Source organism: Salinisphaera sp. LB1 (assembly GCF_003177035.1).
Classification (GTDB): Bacteria; Pseudomonadota; Gammaproteobacteria; order Nevskiales; family Salinisphaeraceae; genus Salinisphaera.
This window is the reverse complement of record NZ_CP029488.1, coordinates 1,037,758-1,051,317: the sequence shown is the minus strand read 5'-3', so window position 1 is coordinate 1,051,317 and position 13,560 is coordinate 1,037,758. Positions and strand designations below refer to the sequence as shown.

Sequence of the window (13,560 nt, the reverse complement as noted above, 5' to 3'; positions counted from 1 at the left end):
CCGGGTGGGCGCGTATGCCGTTCCAGCGTACCATTCGATGTCTGCCGTTCTTCGCGAGTTCCGCCCCATGCCCAGCCAACCGGTTCTTTCCGCTCACGATATCAAGGTCCATTTTCCGCTGCGTGCGGACTGGCCCTGGCAGAGCGCCCCGGTACTGCGCGCCGTCGACGGGGCGAGCCTCGAGCTGCGGGCCGGGCACACGCTCGGATTGGTGGGTGAGTCCGGCTGCGGCAAGTCGACCCTGGCCCGGGCGCTTACCGGGCTGGCGCCGATCACCGCCGGCACGCTGCATCTGGGCGAGCGCGATATCACGGCCGGCTCGAATCGCGATTGGCAGGCGCTGCGCCGCGAGGTGCAGATGATCTTCCAGGATCCGCTCGCCAGCCTCGACCCGCGTATGACGGTCGGCCAGATCGTGGCCGAGCCGCTGCGCCATCTGCATCCGGCGCTATCGCGCGCCGAGCGTCGCCAGCGTGTGGCCGAGATGCTCGATCGCGTGGGGCTCACCCGGGCCCACCTGAACCGCTATCCGCACGAGTTCTCCGGCGGGCAGTGTCAGCGCATCGGTATCGCCCGGGCGTTGGTGGTCGAGCCCAGGGTGCTGATCTGCGACGAACCGGTATCCGCGCTCGATGTTTCCATCCAGGCGCGTATCGTCGAGTTGCTCATGGCACTCCAGCGCGAGACCGGCGTCGCCATGCTGTTCATTGCCCACGATCTGGCCGTGGTGCGCCAGATCAGCCACGACGTGCGCGTGATGTATCTCGGCCGGCTGATGGAACAGGCGCCGGCAGATCAATTGTTCGATGCGCCGCGGCATCCCTATACCAAGGCGCTGCTGTCGGCCGTGCCGCGCCCCGATCTGGAAGCCGAGCGCGCGCGTCGGCGCATTCGCCTGCCGGGGGATCTGCCGTCGCCGGCCGATCCGCCCTCGGGCTGCGTGTTTCGGACGCGCTGCCCCTGGGCGCAGGCCGATTGCGCCCGCGAGGTGCCGCAGGCGCGTCCGTTGCGCGGCGGCGTGGTGGCCTGTCATCACGCCGAGTCGATCGACCAGGCCGCGGCCGCCTGAGGCGTGCGTATGCGACGGTTCATTGCCCGGCGGCGAACGACGTTGGCCTGGGGCTTTCTGACCGCGGTGCTCGCCCTGGCATTGCTGGTCGTGTTGTGGTGGCCGCACTGGATGGCCCGGCATGGCGCGGGCTGGACCCATGCCCCGGAGGATGCGGCCTGGGTGCTGCCGGCCGCCTCGCAGAAGCTGATCAAGCAGGCGTTTGCCGGCACCGACGGTCACGCGGTGGTGGATCATGGCGTCGGGATCGTGTCGCGCGGGCAACTGTCCGGGCCGGATTTTGCCAACGACAGCCAGGAAAGCGGCCACGGCATGCCAGGGATCAGCGTGTGGTTATCGCGGATGCTGCGCGATCGCGCCGCCGGCATCGTCAGCGACGATACTGCCGACGCCGACTACATCTCGCGCCTGCTGCGCCAGATACGCGCCATGCCGAAGCCGTATCGCGCCGAGATCACCGGCCGGGCCGGCGTGTTCGACAAGCAGGGCGCGCCGCTGGACGATCAGTCCGAGCCGATGGTGTCGAATCGTTATGTCGCCTGGCTTGCCAAGCGTGCGCCGAAGGCGCTCGTGACCGAGGTGTCGATTCACCCGCGTCAGCCGGATGCACTGGCCGCGATCAAACGCTGGGCCAAGGCCGGGGTCAAGGACGTGCGCTGGTGGCCGGTCGCGCAGCGGATCAACCTGGATGGCAAGGCGGCAAAGGCGGTCTACAAGGTGATGGCGGCGCATCACATGCGTCTCGATGTGGCCGTGGGCCAGCTGCGCCGCCCCGATCACGATCCGGCCTGGGTGGCGCCGGCAGCGGTCGAGCCGGCGCTCGCGGCCGGCGTCGCCGTAAGGCTGCGCCTGGGCGGGGCGACTGGCGGCGATGGCCAGCAGCTGATGCCGGCCCTGTTCGGTCTTTTGCGCCGCCACGGCCAGGCCAAGTCCAAGCCGGCGCTGACGATAAGCCTGGCCGGCCTGTTAACCGGGAATCGGCCGAACACCGAACTGGAACCGTTGCTTCAGCATCCCCAGTTTTTCGGCCATCTACGCTACGGCAGCGGTTATCCCGCGATTGCGCGGGCGGATGCGATCGATCTGGACGCACTGGCCGGCGCCGGCTTCATCACCCGCGCCGAGGTCGCGCCCTTGCACGCCATCTACGACGTGAACCCGCTGCTGTTCGCGCTGGTCGTGATGCGTCGCGTGCATCTGCCTTATACGACGCTGCGTTTCCCGGCCTCGGTGTTCACCGCTGGCGGCGATTGAACACCTGCACCATCAGCGCGACACGAAAAAAGCCGGCCATGCGAACACGACCGGCTCGATGCACACGCGCGGGCCGGCCTGCGACCGACCCGCTACGATCAGCGGTTTTGTTTTAGAAGCGACGCGGGCCGCGGGGGCGATCATCACGCGGACGGGCTTCGTTGACACGCAGTGAACGACCCTGCAGGTCCTTGTCGTTCATGCCTTCGATGGCCTGGCGGGCCGCGTTGTCATCGGACATTTCTACGAATCCGAAACCGCGCGAACGCCCGGTCTCGCGATCCATGATGACCTTCGCGGAAGACACTTCTCCGAACGCCTCGAAGGCGGTGCGCAGGTCGTCGTCCGTGGTGTTCCACGACAGGTTGCCGACGTAAATATTCATCTGGACTGATCCTAGCTAACAAACGTGTGTCATTACTTTAAAACCGTCCGGACTCGTCAATGACACCAAAACTAAGACCAACGGAATGTGGCACGAAGCCACCTTGATCGAAGTCTACCGCTTTTGTAGCCCACCGCAATACCCGTTTTGAGTAAGAGCCTATTGGAATAGGCTCTGAAGCGCCCGGTGCCGGGCCGCACGCCGCCACGGCTGGTGGCAATAGGGGCGTCAGGGATGCGGGCAGTGCGGATGATGGTTGGCCTGATGATAGAGTTGCATCGCCTTGTTCATGTGCGCTTCCAGCGCCTGGATCCGGTTGTCGTTCGATGGGTGGGTCGAAAGAAACTGATTGGGCTGCTGGCCATGCGACGCGGCCGTCATGTTCTGCCACAGCTTGACCGACTGGCGAGGATCGAAGCCGGCCCGGGCCATGAGTTCCAGCCCGATGAGATCGGCCTCGCTTTCCTGGGCGCGCGAAAATGGCAACAGAATGCCGACCTGGGCGCCGACGCCGAGTGCGGACATGAGGGCCTGGTTGCTCGCGCTGGAGGCCCCGCCAAGTGCGGCGGACAGCACGGACAGGCCGCCTTGCGTGGCATATTGTTCCGACATCCGTTCGTTGGGGTGGCCGGCCAGAACGTGGCCGACTTCGTGGCCGATCACGGCGGCGAGCTGGGCACCGTTCCGGGTGACCGGCAACAGCCCGGAGTAGACGCCGATGTTGCCGCCGGGCAGGGCGAAGGCGTTGATCTGCTTCGACTTGAACACCGTGACATGCCACGGCCCATTCGTGGCCTTGTCGACGCCGGGCACCGACGTGATGGCACGGGCCACGCAATCGACGAAGCGATTATCGGCGGCGTTGTGGTCGATCGGCGTCTTCTGCTTGAGCTCGGCATAGCTCTGGTCGCCCATGGCCGCCATTTTCTGGGCGCCGAAAAGTTTGAGCTGGCTGCGCCCGGTCGGCGAAGTGGTGCAGCCGGCAAGCACGGCCGTAAACAGGACGATCACCAGCATGCGGTGCATCGGACGGGTCATGGCGTCGGGGTTGAATGACTCGATCGTGAAAGATTACCAGCGTCTGCTGAACTGCCGGTGTCCTCCTTTGGTTACAATCCGCGCATGGACGATGTATCCGCAATCCTCGACGGTCTCAATGATGCCCAGCGCGAAGCGGTCGGCGCGCCGCCGGCGCACATGCGCGTGCTGGCCGGCGCCGGCTCCGGCAAGACGCGTGTGCTCATCCACCGCATTGCCTGGCTGATCGGTGTGGAAGGGGTCTCGCCGCAGTCGATCCTGGCGGTGACCTTCACCAACAAGGCCGCCGGCGAGATGCGCGCACGCCTCGAGCCGATGCTGCGCGTGCCGGCCCGCGCCATGTGGGTGGGCACGTTCCACGGTATCGCGCATCGGCTGCTGCGCCTGCACTACAAGGAAGCGAAGCTGCCGCAGACGTTCCAGATCATCGATTCGGACGATCAGCTGCGCCTGGTCAAGCGCGCCATGCGCGGTCTGGAGATCGACGAACAGCGCTGGCCGCCGCGCCAGATGGCCGGCTTCATCAACAGCTGCAAGGAAGACGCCGAGCGCCCGCGAGACCTGGCCGATACCGGGGATTACGCCCGATCCCAGATGATCCGGGTCTATACCGCCTACGAGAACGCGCGCGAGGCGGCCGGGCTGGTGGATTTCCCCGAGTTGTTGCTACGTGCCTACGAGACCTGCCGCGACAACGCCGACCTGCTGGCCCACTATCGTCGCCGTTTTTCGCATCTGCTGGTCGACGAGTTCCAGGATACCAACGCGCTGCAGTACGCCTGGATCCGGCTGCTCGCCGGCCCCCACGGCAAGGTCTTCATCGTCGGCGACGACGATCAGTCGATTTATTCCTGGCGCGGTGCGCGGGTCGACAATATTCTCAGTTTCGAGAACGACTTCGCCGGCACCCGGACCGTGCGCCTCGAGCAGAATTATCGCTCGACCGGCACCATCCTGGCGGCGGCCAACGGGCTGATCGGGCACAATCTGTCGCGGCTCGGCAAGGAGCTGTGGACTGCCGGCGCCGACGGTGAGCCGATCGATGTCTATGCCGCTTTCAACGAATACGACGAGGCCCAGCACGTCGTCACCCGCATCCAGAACTGGATCGCCGACGGCGGGGCGCGTTCGGATGTGGCGATCCTGTATCGCTCCAACGCCCAGTCGCGGGTGCTGGAAGAGCGCCTGATCGCCGCCGAGATCCCGTATCGCATCTACGGCGGCCAGAAGTTCTTCGAGCGCGCCGAGATCAAGGACGCGCTGGCCTATCTGCGGCTGATGCAGTCGCGCTCCGACGATGCCGCCTTCGAACGGGTGGTGAACACGCCCACCCGCGGCATCGGCAACACCACGGTCGACAAGATCCGCACCCACGCCCGGGCCGGCGCCATGAATCTCTGGCAGGCGGCCTACGAACTGGCGGACCCCGATAACAAACAGGGCCTGCCGGCGCGCGCCGCCAACGCCGTACTGAACTTCATCCGGCTCATCGACGAACTCGATGCCAGCGCCGAGGGCATGGCATTGCACGAGGCCACCGAGCACGTCATCGCGGTTACCGATCTCAAGGGTCATCACGGCAAGGGCAACGACGAAAAGGCCGAGGCCCGCAAGGACAACCTCGACGAACTGGTTTCCGCCGCCCGTGCGTATACCGCGGACGACGACGAGACCATGGACGAGATCACCCAGTTCCTGGCCTATGCCTCGCTGGAAGCCGGCGAGGCCCAGGCCGGCGAGTGGGATGATTCGGTCCAGCTGATGACGCTGCATGCCGCCAAGGGGCTGGAATTCCCGCTGGTGTTCATGGTCGGCATGGAAGAAGGACTGTTTCCGCACCAGCGCTCGGTCGCGGACGACAATGGCCTGGAGGAAGAGCGCCGGCTGGCTTATGTCGGCATGACCCGGGCAATGGAAAAGCTCAATCTCTCGCACGCCGAAGTACGCCGGCTGCACGGCCAGGAGAATCTGGCCGCGCCGTCACGCTTTCTGCGCGAGATCCCGTCCGATTATCTGCGCGAAACCCGCCCCCAGGCCGGCATCTCCCAGCCGGTGTTCCGGCCCGGCCCGATCGGCCGCAACGAAGGCAAATCCGCTGGGCTCGGGCTCGGCCAGCGTGTCATGCACAAGAAATTTGGCGAGGGCACCGTACTGGCCTTCGAGGGCGACGGCGCGCGGGCCCGGGTCCAGGTCAACTTCGATGGCGCCGGCAGTAAATGGCTGATCGCCGGTTACGCCAAGCTCGATCCGATCTGATTCCTGCTCGCCGATAATCGCGGTAACCCGCGCTATACTCGCGCATCGATCGAATTTTTGGGGTCAGGGGGATCGATGCAGTATCGGGGGAGCGCTGCACGCGCGGCAGCGATGGTGCTGTGTCTGCTGGCGGGGCTGTGCCCGGCGGCGGCATCGGCGCAGGGCCCGGCGCCGGCCGGCATGGCGCCCGACGACGCGAGTATCGCCGGCGCGCTGCCGCCCGCTGAGCGCGGCAAGACACTGACTGTGGGGACCAAGCTCACGCCGCCATTCGTCATGCGCGACGGCGCCAACGGCTATACCGGCCTGTCGATTGCGCTGTGGCAGCGGGTGGCGGCGAAACTGGGCCTGAAAACCCATTATGTCGAGCGCGATTTGCCGGGCCTGTTCACCGGGCTGGAAAACGGCAGTCTCGATGTATCGGTCGCCGCGCTTACGGTCACCGAGCCGCGCGAGGCCCGGGTGGACTTCACCTATCCGTTCTATGCCACCGGTCTGGCGATCGCCCTGCCGGCGTCGCAGGGCAGCAGTCTCTGGCTGACCATTCGGCACCTGTTCTCCTGGCCGTTTTTCACCGCGCTGGCGGCGCTGGCCGGCGTGTTGTTGCTTGTGGGTGTGGTTGTCTGGGCCTTCGAGCACCGTCACAACCGCGAGGAATTCGGCGGCGGCGTGCTCAGGGGCCTGGGCAGCGGATTCTGGTGGGCCGCGGTGACCATGACCACGGTCGGCTACGGCGACAAGTCGCCGCGCACATTGGGCGGGCGCCTGGTGGGTCTGGTCTGGATGTTCGCGGCGATCATCATCATTTCCAGCTTCACTGCCGCCATCGCCACGTCGCTGACCGTGGACAGGCTCTCGACCGGGATCCAGGGCGTCAGCGATCTGGCCCACGCCCGGGTGGCGACGGTGAGCGGCTCCGCGGCCGCCGCCGCGCTCGCCGATCGCGGTATCGGCTTTCGTGCCACGCATTCGCTGGACGCGGCGCTGACCGCGCTGGCCGATGATCGCGTCGATGCCGTAGTCTACGACGCGCCGTTGCTCAAATACCGTATCCGTAAGGTATTTCCGGACCGGCTGCAGGTGCTCGCCACGACCTTCGAGCGTCAGGACTATGCCTTCGCGCTGCCCCAGGGCAGCCCGCTGCGTGAGCCGATCGACCGGGCGATTCTGGCGACGCTGGCCGGCAGCGACTGGAATCGGCTCGTGGCCCGCTTCGTCGGCTCATCCTGAGCGGATCAGTGCGTGTGCCGCACCATGGTTTCAATGCCGTGCGATTGCAGCCGCTGGGCGAGCGAGTGCGCGGTATTGCTGGATTCGAGCGTGTTGCTCTGCACCCGGTAGACCGTTTTGCCCGACGAGGTCCGGACATCGACGATATCGGCGGTCACGCCGAGCAGGGCGAGCTGGGCCTTGCGGTGATCCGCGTCTTTCTCGGTGGAGAAGGCGCCGGCCTGGATGACGTAGCCCGGGCCCGCCGTGTCCGACTTCGACGGCGTCGACGCGTGCGCGGTGTCGTTCGAGTGATCGGCGGCATGGCTCGGCGCGCTGGGCGCCGGCGTATTGGCGGACGGCTCGACTTCGTGCGGCTCTTTGTTGTCGGTGATCGGTTGCTGGGCTTGCTGTCCGGCCGGCACTTCCACCTTGTAGTTCGGCAGCATCTTGTAGAACGAGAACCGCGGGTGGTTCTTCTTTTGCTCCGGGGACGCGGCCTCGGTCTTGTCCGCGCCGTGACTCGAAGTCCCGCCCGCGCTTGGGGCGTTGTTGCCCGAACTCGCGCCGGACTGATTGACGGGGAGCTTGACGTTCACGCTTTCCGGGCCGTGGCCGGCCGGGCGGCTGGCGATGTAATAGACCGATACGCCCGCCACCCCGAGTAACAGAGCGCACAAAAGCCAGATACAGCCCGGAGCGCCAGCGCCACGGCTCGCTGCGCCGCCGCCACTGCCGCCCTTTTTACGCGGCGGGGTCTTCGGCTTCGAGCGCACCGGGCGCGCGGCGGGTGTCGGCCGCTTGGCGGACTTGCGCTTGCCGTTTTTGTCCGGCGGATTGTTACGGCGCGAAGAGTAGTCGCGGGCCATTTACCACACCTTCTCGATCGAAGCAGACTGCGTTACATCCGGTCCGGCGCCGATACACCCATCAATGCGAGACCGTTCGCCAGCACCTGACGCGCGGCCGAGATCAGGGTCAGACGGGCGTTGCGTAACGGCTCATCATCGATAACGAATTTCTGCGCATTGTAGTAGCTGTGAAATGCGTCGGCGGTATCGCGCAGATAATGCGCCACGCTTTGCACGGCCGAATCCGCGGCCGCGGCGGCGACCACTTCCGGGAAGCGTGACAAGGCCGTGATCAGGCGTTGCTCGTGTTCCGAATCCAGGCGTGCCATCTCCGCCGAATCGCGATCATACGCCAGGCCCTGTTCGTCGAGCTGACGAAACACGCTGGCGATGCGCGCGTGGGCGTACTGGATGTAGTAGACCGGGTTGTCCTCCGACTGGCTGCGGGCCAGGTCGATATCGAAGGTCAGATGCGAGTCCGACTTGCGCGCGACCAGGAAATAACGCGTCGCGTCGCGGCCGACCTCGTCGATGAGATCGCGCACCGTGACGTAGGAACCGGCACGCTTGGACAGTTTCACTTCCTCGCCACCGCGCATGACGGTGACCATCTGGTGCAGCACGTACGCCGGCCAGCCTTCCGGAATGCCGACATCCAACGCCTGCAGCCCGGCGCGAACACGAGCGATGGTGCCGTGGTGGTCGGCGCCCTGGACGTTGATGGCGTGGGTGAAGCCGCGCTCCCACTTGGCGCGGTGATAGGCGACATCCGGCACGAAGTAGGTGTAACCACCCTCGGCCTTGCGCATGACGCGATCCTTGTCGTCGCCGTAGTCGGTGGTCTTGAGCCACAGCGCGCCATCGGCCTCGTAGGTGTGCCCGGCCGCGACCAGCGCAGCGACGGTCTGTTCGACCCGGCCGTCGGCATACAGGGCCGACTCCAGCGCGTAGTTGTCGAATACCACGCCGAAGGCGCGCAGGTCCTCGTCCTGTTCGCGGCGCAGATAGGCCACCGCGAATTCGCGAATGGCCTGCATGTCGTTCGGGTCGGCCGCGCCGGTGACCTCGCGATCGTCGGCGACCACGGTGGCGCCCTCGAGATAGGCGCTCGCCAGATCCGAAAGATACTCGCCGCGATATCCGCCTTCCGGCCAGTCGGCGTCCTCGGGGGTGAGCCCGGCGCAGCGTGCGGCGACCGATTTCGCCAGCATCTCGATCTGGTTGCCGGCGTCGTTGTAGTAGAACTCGCGGGTGACGTCCCAGCCGATCGCCTCGTAGAGTCGGGCCAGGCAGTCGCCGATCGCGGCCTGGCGGCCGTGGCCGACGTGCAGCGGCCCGGTCGGGTTGGCCGAGACGAACTCGATCAGCACCTTACGGCCCTGGCCTTCATCCGAGCGGCCATAGGCTTCGCCGGCCGCCAGCACATCGTCGATCACCGATCGGAAAGCCGCCGGCGCCAGGAAGAAGTTGATGAAGCCGGGACCGGCGATCTCGACCCTGGCGATGCGTTCGTCGCCGCTGAGCTGATCCACGATTGCCTGGGCGATCTCGCGCGGATTGCGGCGTGCGGCCTTGGTCAGTTGCATGGCCAGGTTGGAGGCGAAATCGCCGTGCGCGGCGTCGCGTGTGCGCTCGACGTGGGGATCCGCCGGGATGTCGATATCGGGCCAGGCGCGGGTGGCGGCGTCGACGAGCAGATCTTGGACTAGTGCTTTCACGGCGAGAACAACGCAGAGGGTCGGGTGAAAACCGTGCAGTCTAACGCCGCCCAGTGGCGCGGGCCATGTTTCAGCCCCGAGTAAACTGGATCGCAGTCTCGGCACGCGGCTCAGGCCCGGGTCGCGCCGGTCGCCGCTGGTTCGTTGGCATTTCACGTTTTCAGTCCGCAAATCAACGCAAAAGCGCAAATGGCGGATTGGGTTCTCGGCCTCCTTGGTTTCGGGGCGCCGCTTGACCTGTCTCTTCGTTCCTTAAGGCATTTGTCCGCAGATCAACACAGATGCACGCAGATGGCGATTCGTCATTTGGGAGCATTGGTTCGATCGTGGCGCAAACGGCTGTGCGCGCTTCGCCCCCAAACCAGTTATTCGAGTTGCAAGCTTTGTTCAACTCAGTCGCCTTTTAGCGCCTCGAATCCGCTACGTCGCGAAAGTACAACCGAATCTGCGTAATCTGTGAAATCTGCGGATCATTTTCTTCGCCGAACGAAGCCCGAAAAGCACAACGACGCCGCTCATCCGTCAGGTCGAAATGCCAGTCCGCTATTGGCGTATTTCGCGTTCATTTGCGGACCGGTTCGCGACCGACCTGGTTTCGGGCTCCCCGTGACCTTTGTCGTCGTTCCTTAAGGCGTTTATCCGCAGATCGACACCGATTCACGCAGATGGCGGTTAGTCGTGAGGGACGCTAGCTCGATCTGGGCGCGAACGGCTGCCTGTGCTTTGTTCCCAACGATAGCCTTCGAGTTCGGCGTGCTGGCCGACTCCGTCGCCGGTTCGCGCCTCGAATCTGCTATGCCGCGAAAGTACAACCGCATCTGCGTAATCTGCGAAATCTGCGGATCATTTTCTTCGACGAACGAAGCCCGAAAAGCACAACGGCGCCGCTCATCCGTCAGGTCGAAATGCCAGTCCGTCATTGGCGTATTTCGCGTTCATTTGCGGACCGGTTCGCGACCGACCTGGTTTCGGGCTCCCCGTGACCTTTGTCGTCGTTCCTTAAGGCGTTTATCCGCAGATCGACACAGATTCACGCAGATGGCGGTTAGTCGTGAGGGACGCTAGCTCGATCTGGGCGCGAACGGCTGCCTGTGCTTTGTTCCCAACGATAGCCTTCGAGTTCGGCGTGCTGGCCGACTCCGTCGCCGGTTCGCGCCTCGAATCGGCTATGCCGCGAAAGCCCAACCGCATCTGCGTAATCTGTGAAATCTGCGGATCATTTCCTTCGCCGAACGAAGCCCGAAAAGCACGACGGCGCCGCTCATCCATCAGGTCGAAATGCCAGTCCGCTATTGGCGTATTTCGCGTTCATTTGCGGACGGTCTTCTGCGATGACCGAAACACAAAAGGCACAACGTCGGCTACAACAGATCCTGCGGATCGACATCGATCGACCAGCGCACGCGCCGGGCGGCCGGCAGCTCGGCGAGCTGGCTCTGCCAGCGGTCGAGAACGGGATGCAGCAGGGCCCGACGCGCCGCGTGCAGCAGCAGATGCGCGCGATAGCGGCCGGCACGCCGGGCCATGGGGGCCGGCACCGGCCCCCAGCAGGCCAGCTCGCCCCCCATGGGGACCGTTTCAGCGGCCGCCGCCAGAAAGGCGTGGGGATATTGTTGCTCGTGCGCTTCGGCGCGCAGCAGGGCGAGATGACCGTAGGGCGGCAGTGCGGTGGCCTCGCGCTCGGCCAGCGCGGCCTCGGCGAAGCCCGGATAGCCGCCGCCCAGCAGGCGTACCAGCATCGGGTGTTCGGGGTTGCGCGTCTGCAGCCAGACTTCCCCCGGCCGGTCGGCACGGCCGGCACGGCCGGCAACCTGGGTGACGACCTGGGCCATATGCTCGGTGGCGCGGAAATCGGCCGAGAACAGGCCGCCGTCGACATCCAGTACGCCGACACAGGTCAGGCGCGCGAAATCGTGGCCCTTGGCCAGCATCTGGGTGCCGACCAGCAGTTGCGTCTTGCCGCTGGCGACATCGGCGAGCTGGGCTTCGAGCCGGCCGCGGCGGCTCATGCTGTCGCGGTCGAAGCGGGCGATGGAAACGTCGGGGAAATGACTGCGCAGCGCGCCCGCTACGCGCTGGGTGCCGGCGCCGAGTGCGACTAGCGTTTCGCTGCCGCACGATGGGCAGGTGGTCGGCGCATTTTCGGCACTGCCGCAGTGGTGACAGATCAGCCGGCTCATCGCGCCATGGATAGTCATCGGCGCATCGCAGCGATGACAGGGCGCGCTCCAGCCGCAGTCGTGGCAGAGCAGGGCTGGGGCGAAGCCGCGCCGGTTGATGAAGATCATCACCTGATTGCCGGCCTCCAGATGCGGCCGGATGCGGTTGATCAGCGGGTCGGACAGGCCGCCGTCGAGCGGGCGCGAGCGGATGTCGATCAGCCGGATCGCCGGCAGGGCCGCACCGGTGGCGCGCCGGGCCAGCCGGAGATGATCGAAGCGCCCGGCGCGGGCGTTGTGCAGGGTTTCCAGCGCGGGCGTGGCACTGCCCAGCAGAACGGGAATAGCGGCGTCCTGGGCGCGCTTCAAGGCCACATCGCGGGCGTGGTAGCGCAGCCCGTCGCCCTGCTTGTAGGAGCCGTCGTGCTCTTCGTCGACGATGATCAGGCCGAGCCGCGGCATGGGCGTGAACACGGCCGAGCGCGTGCCGATCACGATGTCGGCCTCGCCGGCCGCCGCCGCGCGCCAGACATCGGCCCGTTCGCCGTCGCTGCGCTGGGAATGCAGCACGCCGATCGCCGCCGCAAAGCGCGCGCGCAGGCGATCGATGAGCTGCGGCGTGAGGCCGATCTCCGGCGCCAGAAACAGGGCCTGGCGGCCCGCAGCCAGGGTGTCGGCCATGCGCTGGAAATAGATCTCGGTCTTGCCGGAACCGGTCACGCCTTCGATCAACGCCGGCGCAAAGCCATTGGCCTCGCGCAGCCGATCCACGACCGCCTGTTGGTCGGCGGTCAGCGGCGGCGGGGCGCCGGCGCTGCCGGTCTCCAGCCCGCCCGGCAGCTCGATGGCCTCGATCAGGCCGCGCTCGGCCAGCGCCTGCAATGGCCGCCCGGCGCCGGGAAAGCGGGCCAGCAATGTGCTGTGGGCCACGGCGTTATCGGCCGCGCGAATGACAGCGAGCAGCTCTCGCTGGCGCGGCGCGCGGGGGAGTGTGGTCTCGGCATCGGCCGGTGGCTCGGCCACGGCCTGCCAGCCGCGATTGCGGGTACTATCGCTGTCGGCAGCGCTCCGGGTCCGCCGCAGGGCCGCCGGCAACGCAGTGGCCAGCGTATCGCCGAGCGGATGGTGATAATAACGGGCGGTCCAGCGCAGCAGCTTGAGCAGCGCGTCGTCGAACAAGGGGGTGTCGTCCAGCACCCGCAACACGGGTTTGAGCTTGTCCACCGCGACCTGGCTTGCCACATCGACGGCCACGATCACGCCCACCAGCGGTCGGCGCCCGAAGCGAACCTGGACACGCGCGCCCACCGATACCGCCGCATCCGGCGCGATAAGGTAGTCGAAAGTGCCGTAAAGCGGCACGGGGACGGCGACTCGAACAACGGGGGAAGCCTGCTCGCTCAACGCTCTAGCGCCTGTGGATAAGTACGTGGATGAAATCGGGACGGTTCATTCATAGGAACAAGCTAATATTGCCGCCGTCATGAAAGTGTTAATAAATATATATTTTAATCAGATGCTTGCGGTCGTATTTTGCGCGGCTTATGCGCGGCGCGTGGGTTTGCGACAAGAAGGCAACACTGTGGATTTGTGCACAATTGGTTGTGTATTCGATGCTGTA

General features: G+C 65.8%; 10 protein-coding genes. 4 read left to right on the top strand and 6 right to left on the bottom strand.

Annotated features, from left to right (window positions below; translation table 11 throughout):
- The first annotated feature begins 37 nt into the window (after positions 1 to 37).
- Positions 38 to 1,069, top strand: a complete 1,032-nt coding sequence (locus tag SALB1_RS04790; RefSeq protein WP_255414503.1) for an ABC transporter ATP-binding protein — start codon at positions 38 to 40, stop codon at positions 1,067 to 1,069.
- A gap of 9 nt (positions 1,070 to 1,078) precedes the next feature.
- Positions 1,079 to 2,323, top strand: a complete 1,245-nt coding sequence (locus SALB1_RS04785; protein ID WP_109992818.1) for a hypothetical protein — start codon at positions 1,079 to 1,081, stop codon at positions 2,321 to 2,323.
- A 112-nt stretch (positions 2,324 to 2,435) separates the two neighbouring features.
- Here SALB1_RS04785 and SALB1_RS04780 read toward each other — a convergent pair whose 3' ends face one another.
- On the bottom strand, positions 2,436 to 2,708 hold the full coding sequence (locus SALB1_RS04780) for an RNA-binding protein (protein WP_109992817.1): 273 nt from the start codon (positions 2,706 to 2,708) through the stop codon (positions 2,436 to 2,438).
- Positions 2,709 to 2,936: 228 nt separating this feature from the next.
- Positions 2,937 to 3,746 (bottom strand): M48 family metallopeptidase, encoded by an 810-nt coding sequence (locus SALB1_RS04775; protein WP_255414502.1) that lies wholly within the window; start codon positions 3,744 to 3,746, stop codon positions 2,937 to 2,939.
- Between the two features lie 84 nt (positions 3,747 to 3,830).
- On the opposite strand from SALB1_RS04775, the gene uvrD reads away from it, so the two are divergent.
- Together uvrD and SALB1_RS04765 are read left to right on the top strand one after the other, a co-directional pair.
- Positions 3,831 to 6,002 carry a DNA helicase II gene (gene uvrD / locus SALB1_RS04770; protein WP_109992816.1) on the top strand — a complete coding sequence of 724 codons (2,172 nt, stop codon included), beginning with the start codon at positions 3,831 to 3,833 and terminating at the stop codon, positions 6,000 to 6,002.
- 75 nt (positions 6,003 to 6,077) lie between these two features.
- Complete coding sequence (locus SALB1_RS04765; protein ID WP_109992815.1) at positions 6,078 to 7,232, top strand: transporter substrate-binding domain-containing protein; 1,155 nt, start codon at positions 6,078 to 6,080, stop codon at positions 7,230 to 7,232.
- A 5-nt stretch (positions 7,233 to 7,237) separates the two neighbouring features.
- Here the strand turns inward: SALB1_RS04765 and SALB1_RS04760 are convergent, their stop codons facing one another.
- The 4 genes from SALB1_RS04760 to SALB1_RS04740 all read right to left on the bottom strand — a co-directional run bounded on the left by SALB1_RS04760 (position 7,238) and on the right by SALB1_RS04740 (position 13,343).
- A complete protein-coding gene (locus SALB1_RS04760) occupies positions 7,238 to 8,080 on the bottom strand; it encodes an SPOR domain-containing protein (RefSeq protein WP_109992814.1) in 843 nt (280 codons plus the stop codon).
- A gap of 32 nt (positions 8,081 to 8,112) precedes the next feature.
- Positions 8,113 to 9,780, bottom strand: coding sequence for an arginine--tRNA ligase (gene argS / locus SALB1_RS04755; RefSeq protein WP_109992813.1), 1,668 nt, complete (start codon positions 9,778 to 9,780; stop codon positions 8,113 to 8,115).
- A 635-nt stretch (positions 9,781 to 10,415) separates the two neighbouring features.
- Complete coding sequence (locus SALB1_RS04750) at positions 10,416 to 10,700, bottom strand: hypothetical protein (protein WP_109992812.1); 285 nt, start codon at positions 10,698 to 10,700, stop codon at positions 10,416 to 10,418.
- Positions 10,701 to 11,141: 441 nt separating this feature from the next.
- On the bottom strand, positions 11,142 to 13,343 hold the full coding sequence (locus tag SALB1_RS04740) for a primosomal protein N' (protein WP_109992810.1): 2,202 nt from the start codon (positions 13,341 to 13,343) through the stop codon (positions 11,142 to 11,144).
- Positions 13,344 to 13,560 lie beyond the last annotated feature (217 nt).

What these genes read in the sequence shown, in the direction of transcription:
- uvrD (WP_109992816.1), top strand. Translation starts at nt 3,831, where the DNA reads ATGGACGATGTATCCGCAATCCTCGACGGTCTCAATGATGCCCAGCGC.
- SALB1_RS04750 (WP_109992812.1), bottom strand. Translation starts at nt 10,700, where the DNA reads ATGACGGACTGGCATTTCGACCTGACGGATGAGCGGCGCCGTTGTGCT.
- SALB1_RS04760 (WP_109992814.1), bottom strand. Translation starts at nt 8,080, where the DNA reads ATGGCCCGCGACTACTCTTCGCGCCGTAACAATCCGCCGGACAAAAAC.
- SALB1_RS04790 (WP_255414503.1), top strand. Translation starts at nt 38, where the DNA reads ATGTCTGCCGTTCTTCGCGAGTTCCGCCCCATGCCCAGCCAACCGGTT.
- SALB1_RS04780 (WP_109992817.1), bottom strand. Translation starts at nt 2,708, where the DNA reads ATGAATATTTACGTCGGCAACCTGTCGTGGAACACCACGGACGACGAC.
- SALB1_RS04785 (WP_109992818.1), top strand. Translation starts at nt 1,079, where the DNA reads ATGCGACGGTTCATTGCCCGGCGGCGAACGACGTTGGCCTGGGGCTTT.
- SALB1_RS04775 (WP_255414502.1), bottom strand. Translation starts at nt 3,746, where the DNA reads ATGACCCGTCCGATGCACCGCATGCTGGTGATCGTCCTGTTTACGGCC.
- SALB1_RS04765 (WP_109992815.1), top strand. Translation starts at nt 6,078, where the DNA reads ATGCAGTATCGGGGGAGCGCTGCACGCGCGGCAGCGATGGTGCTGTGT.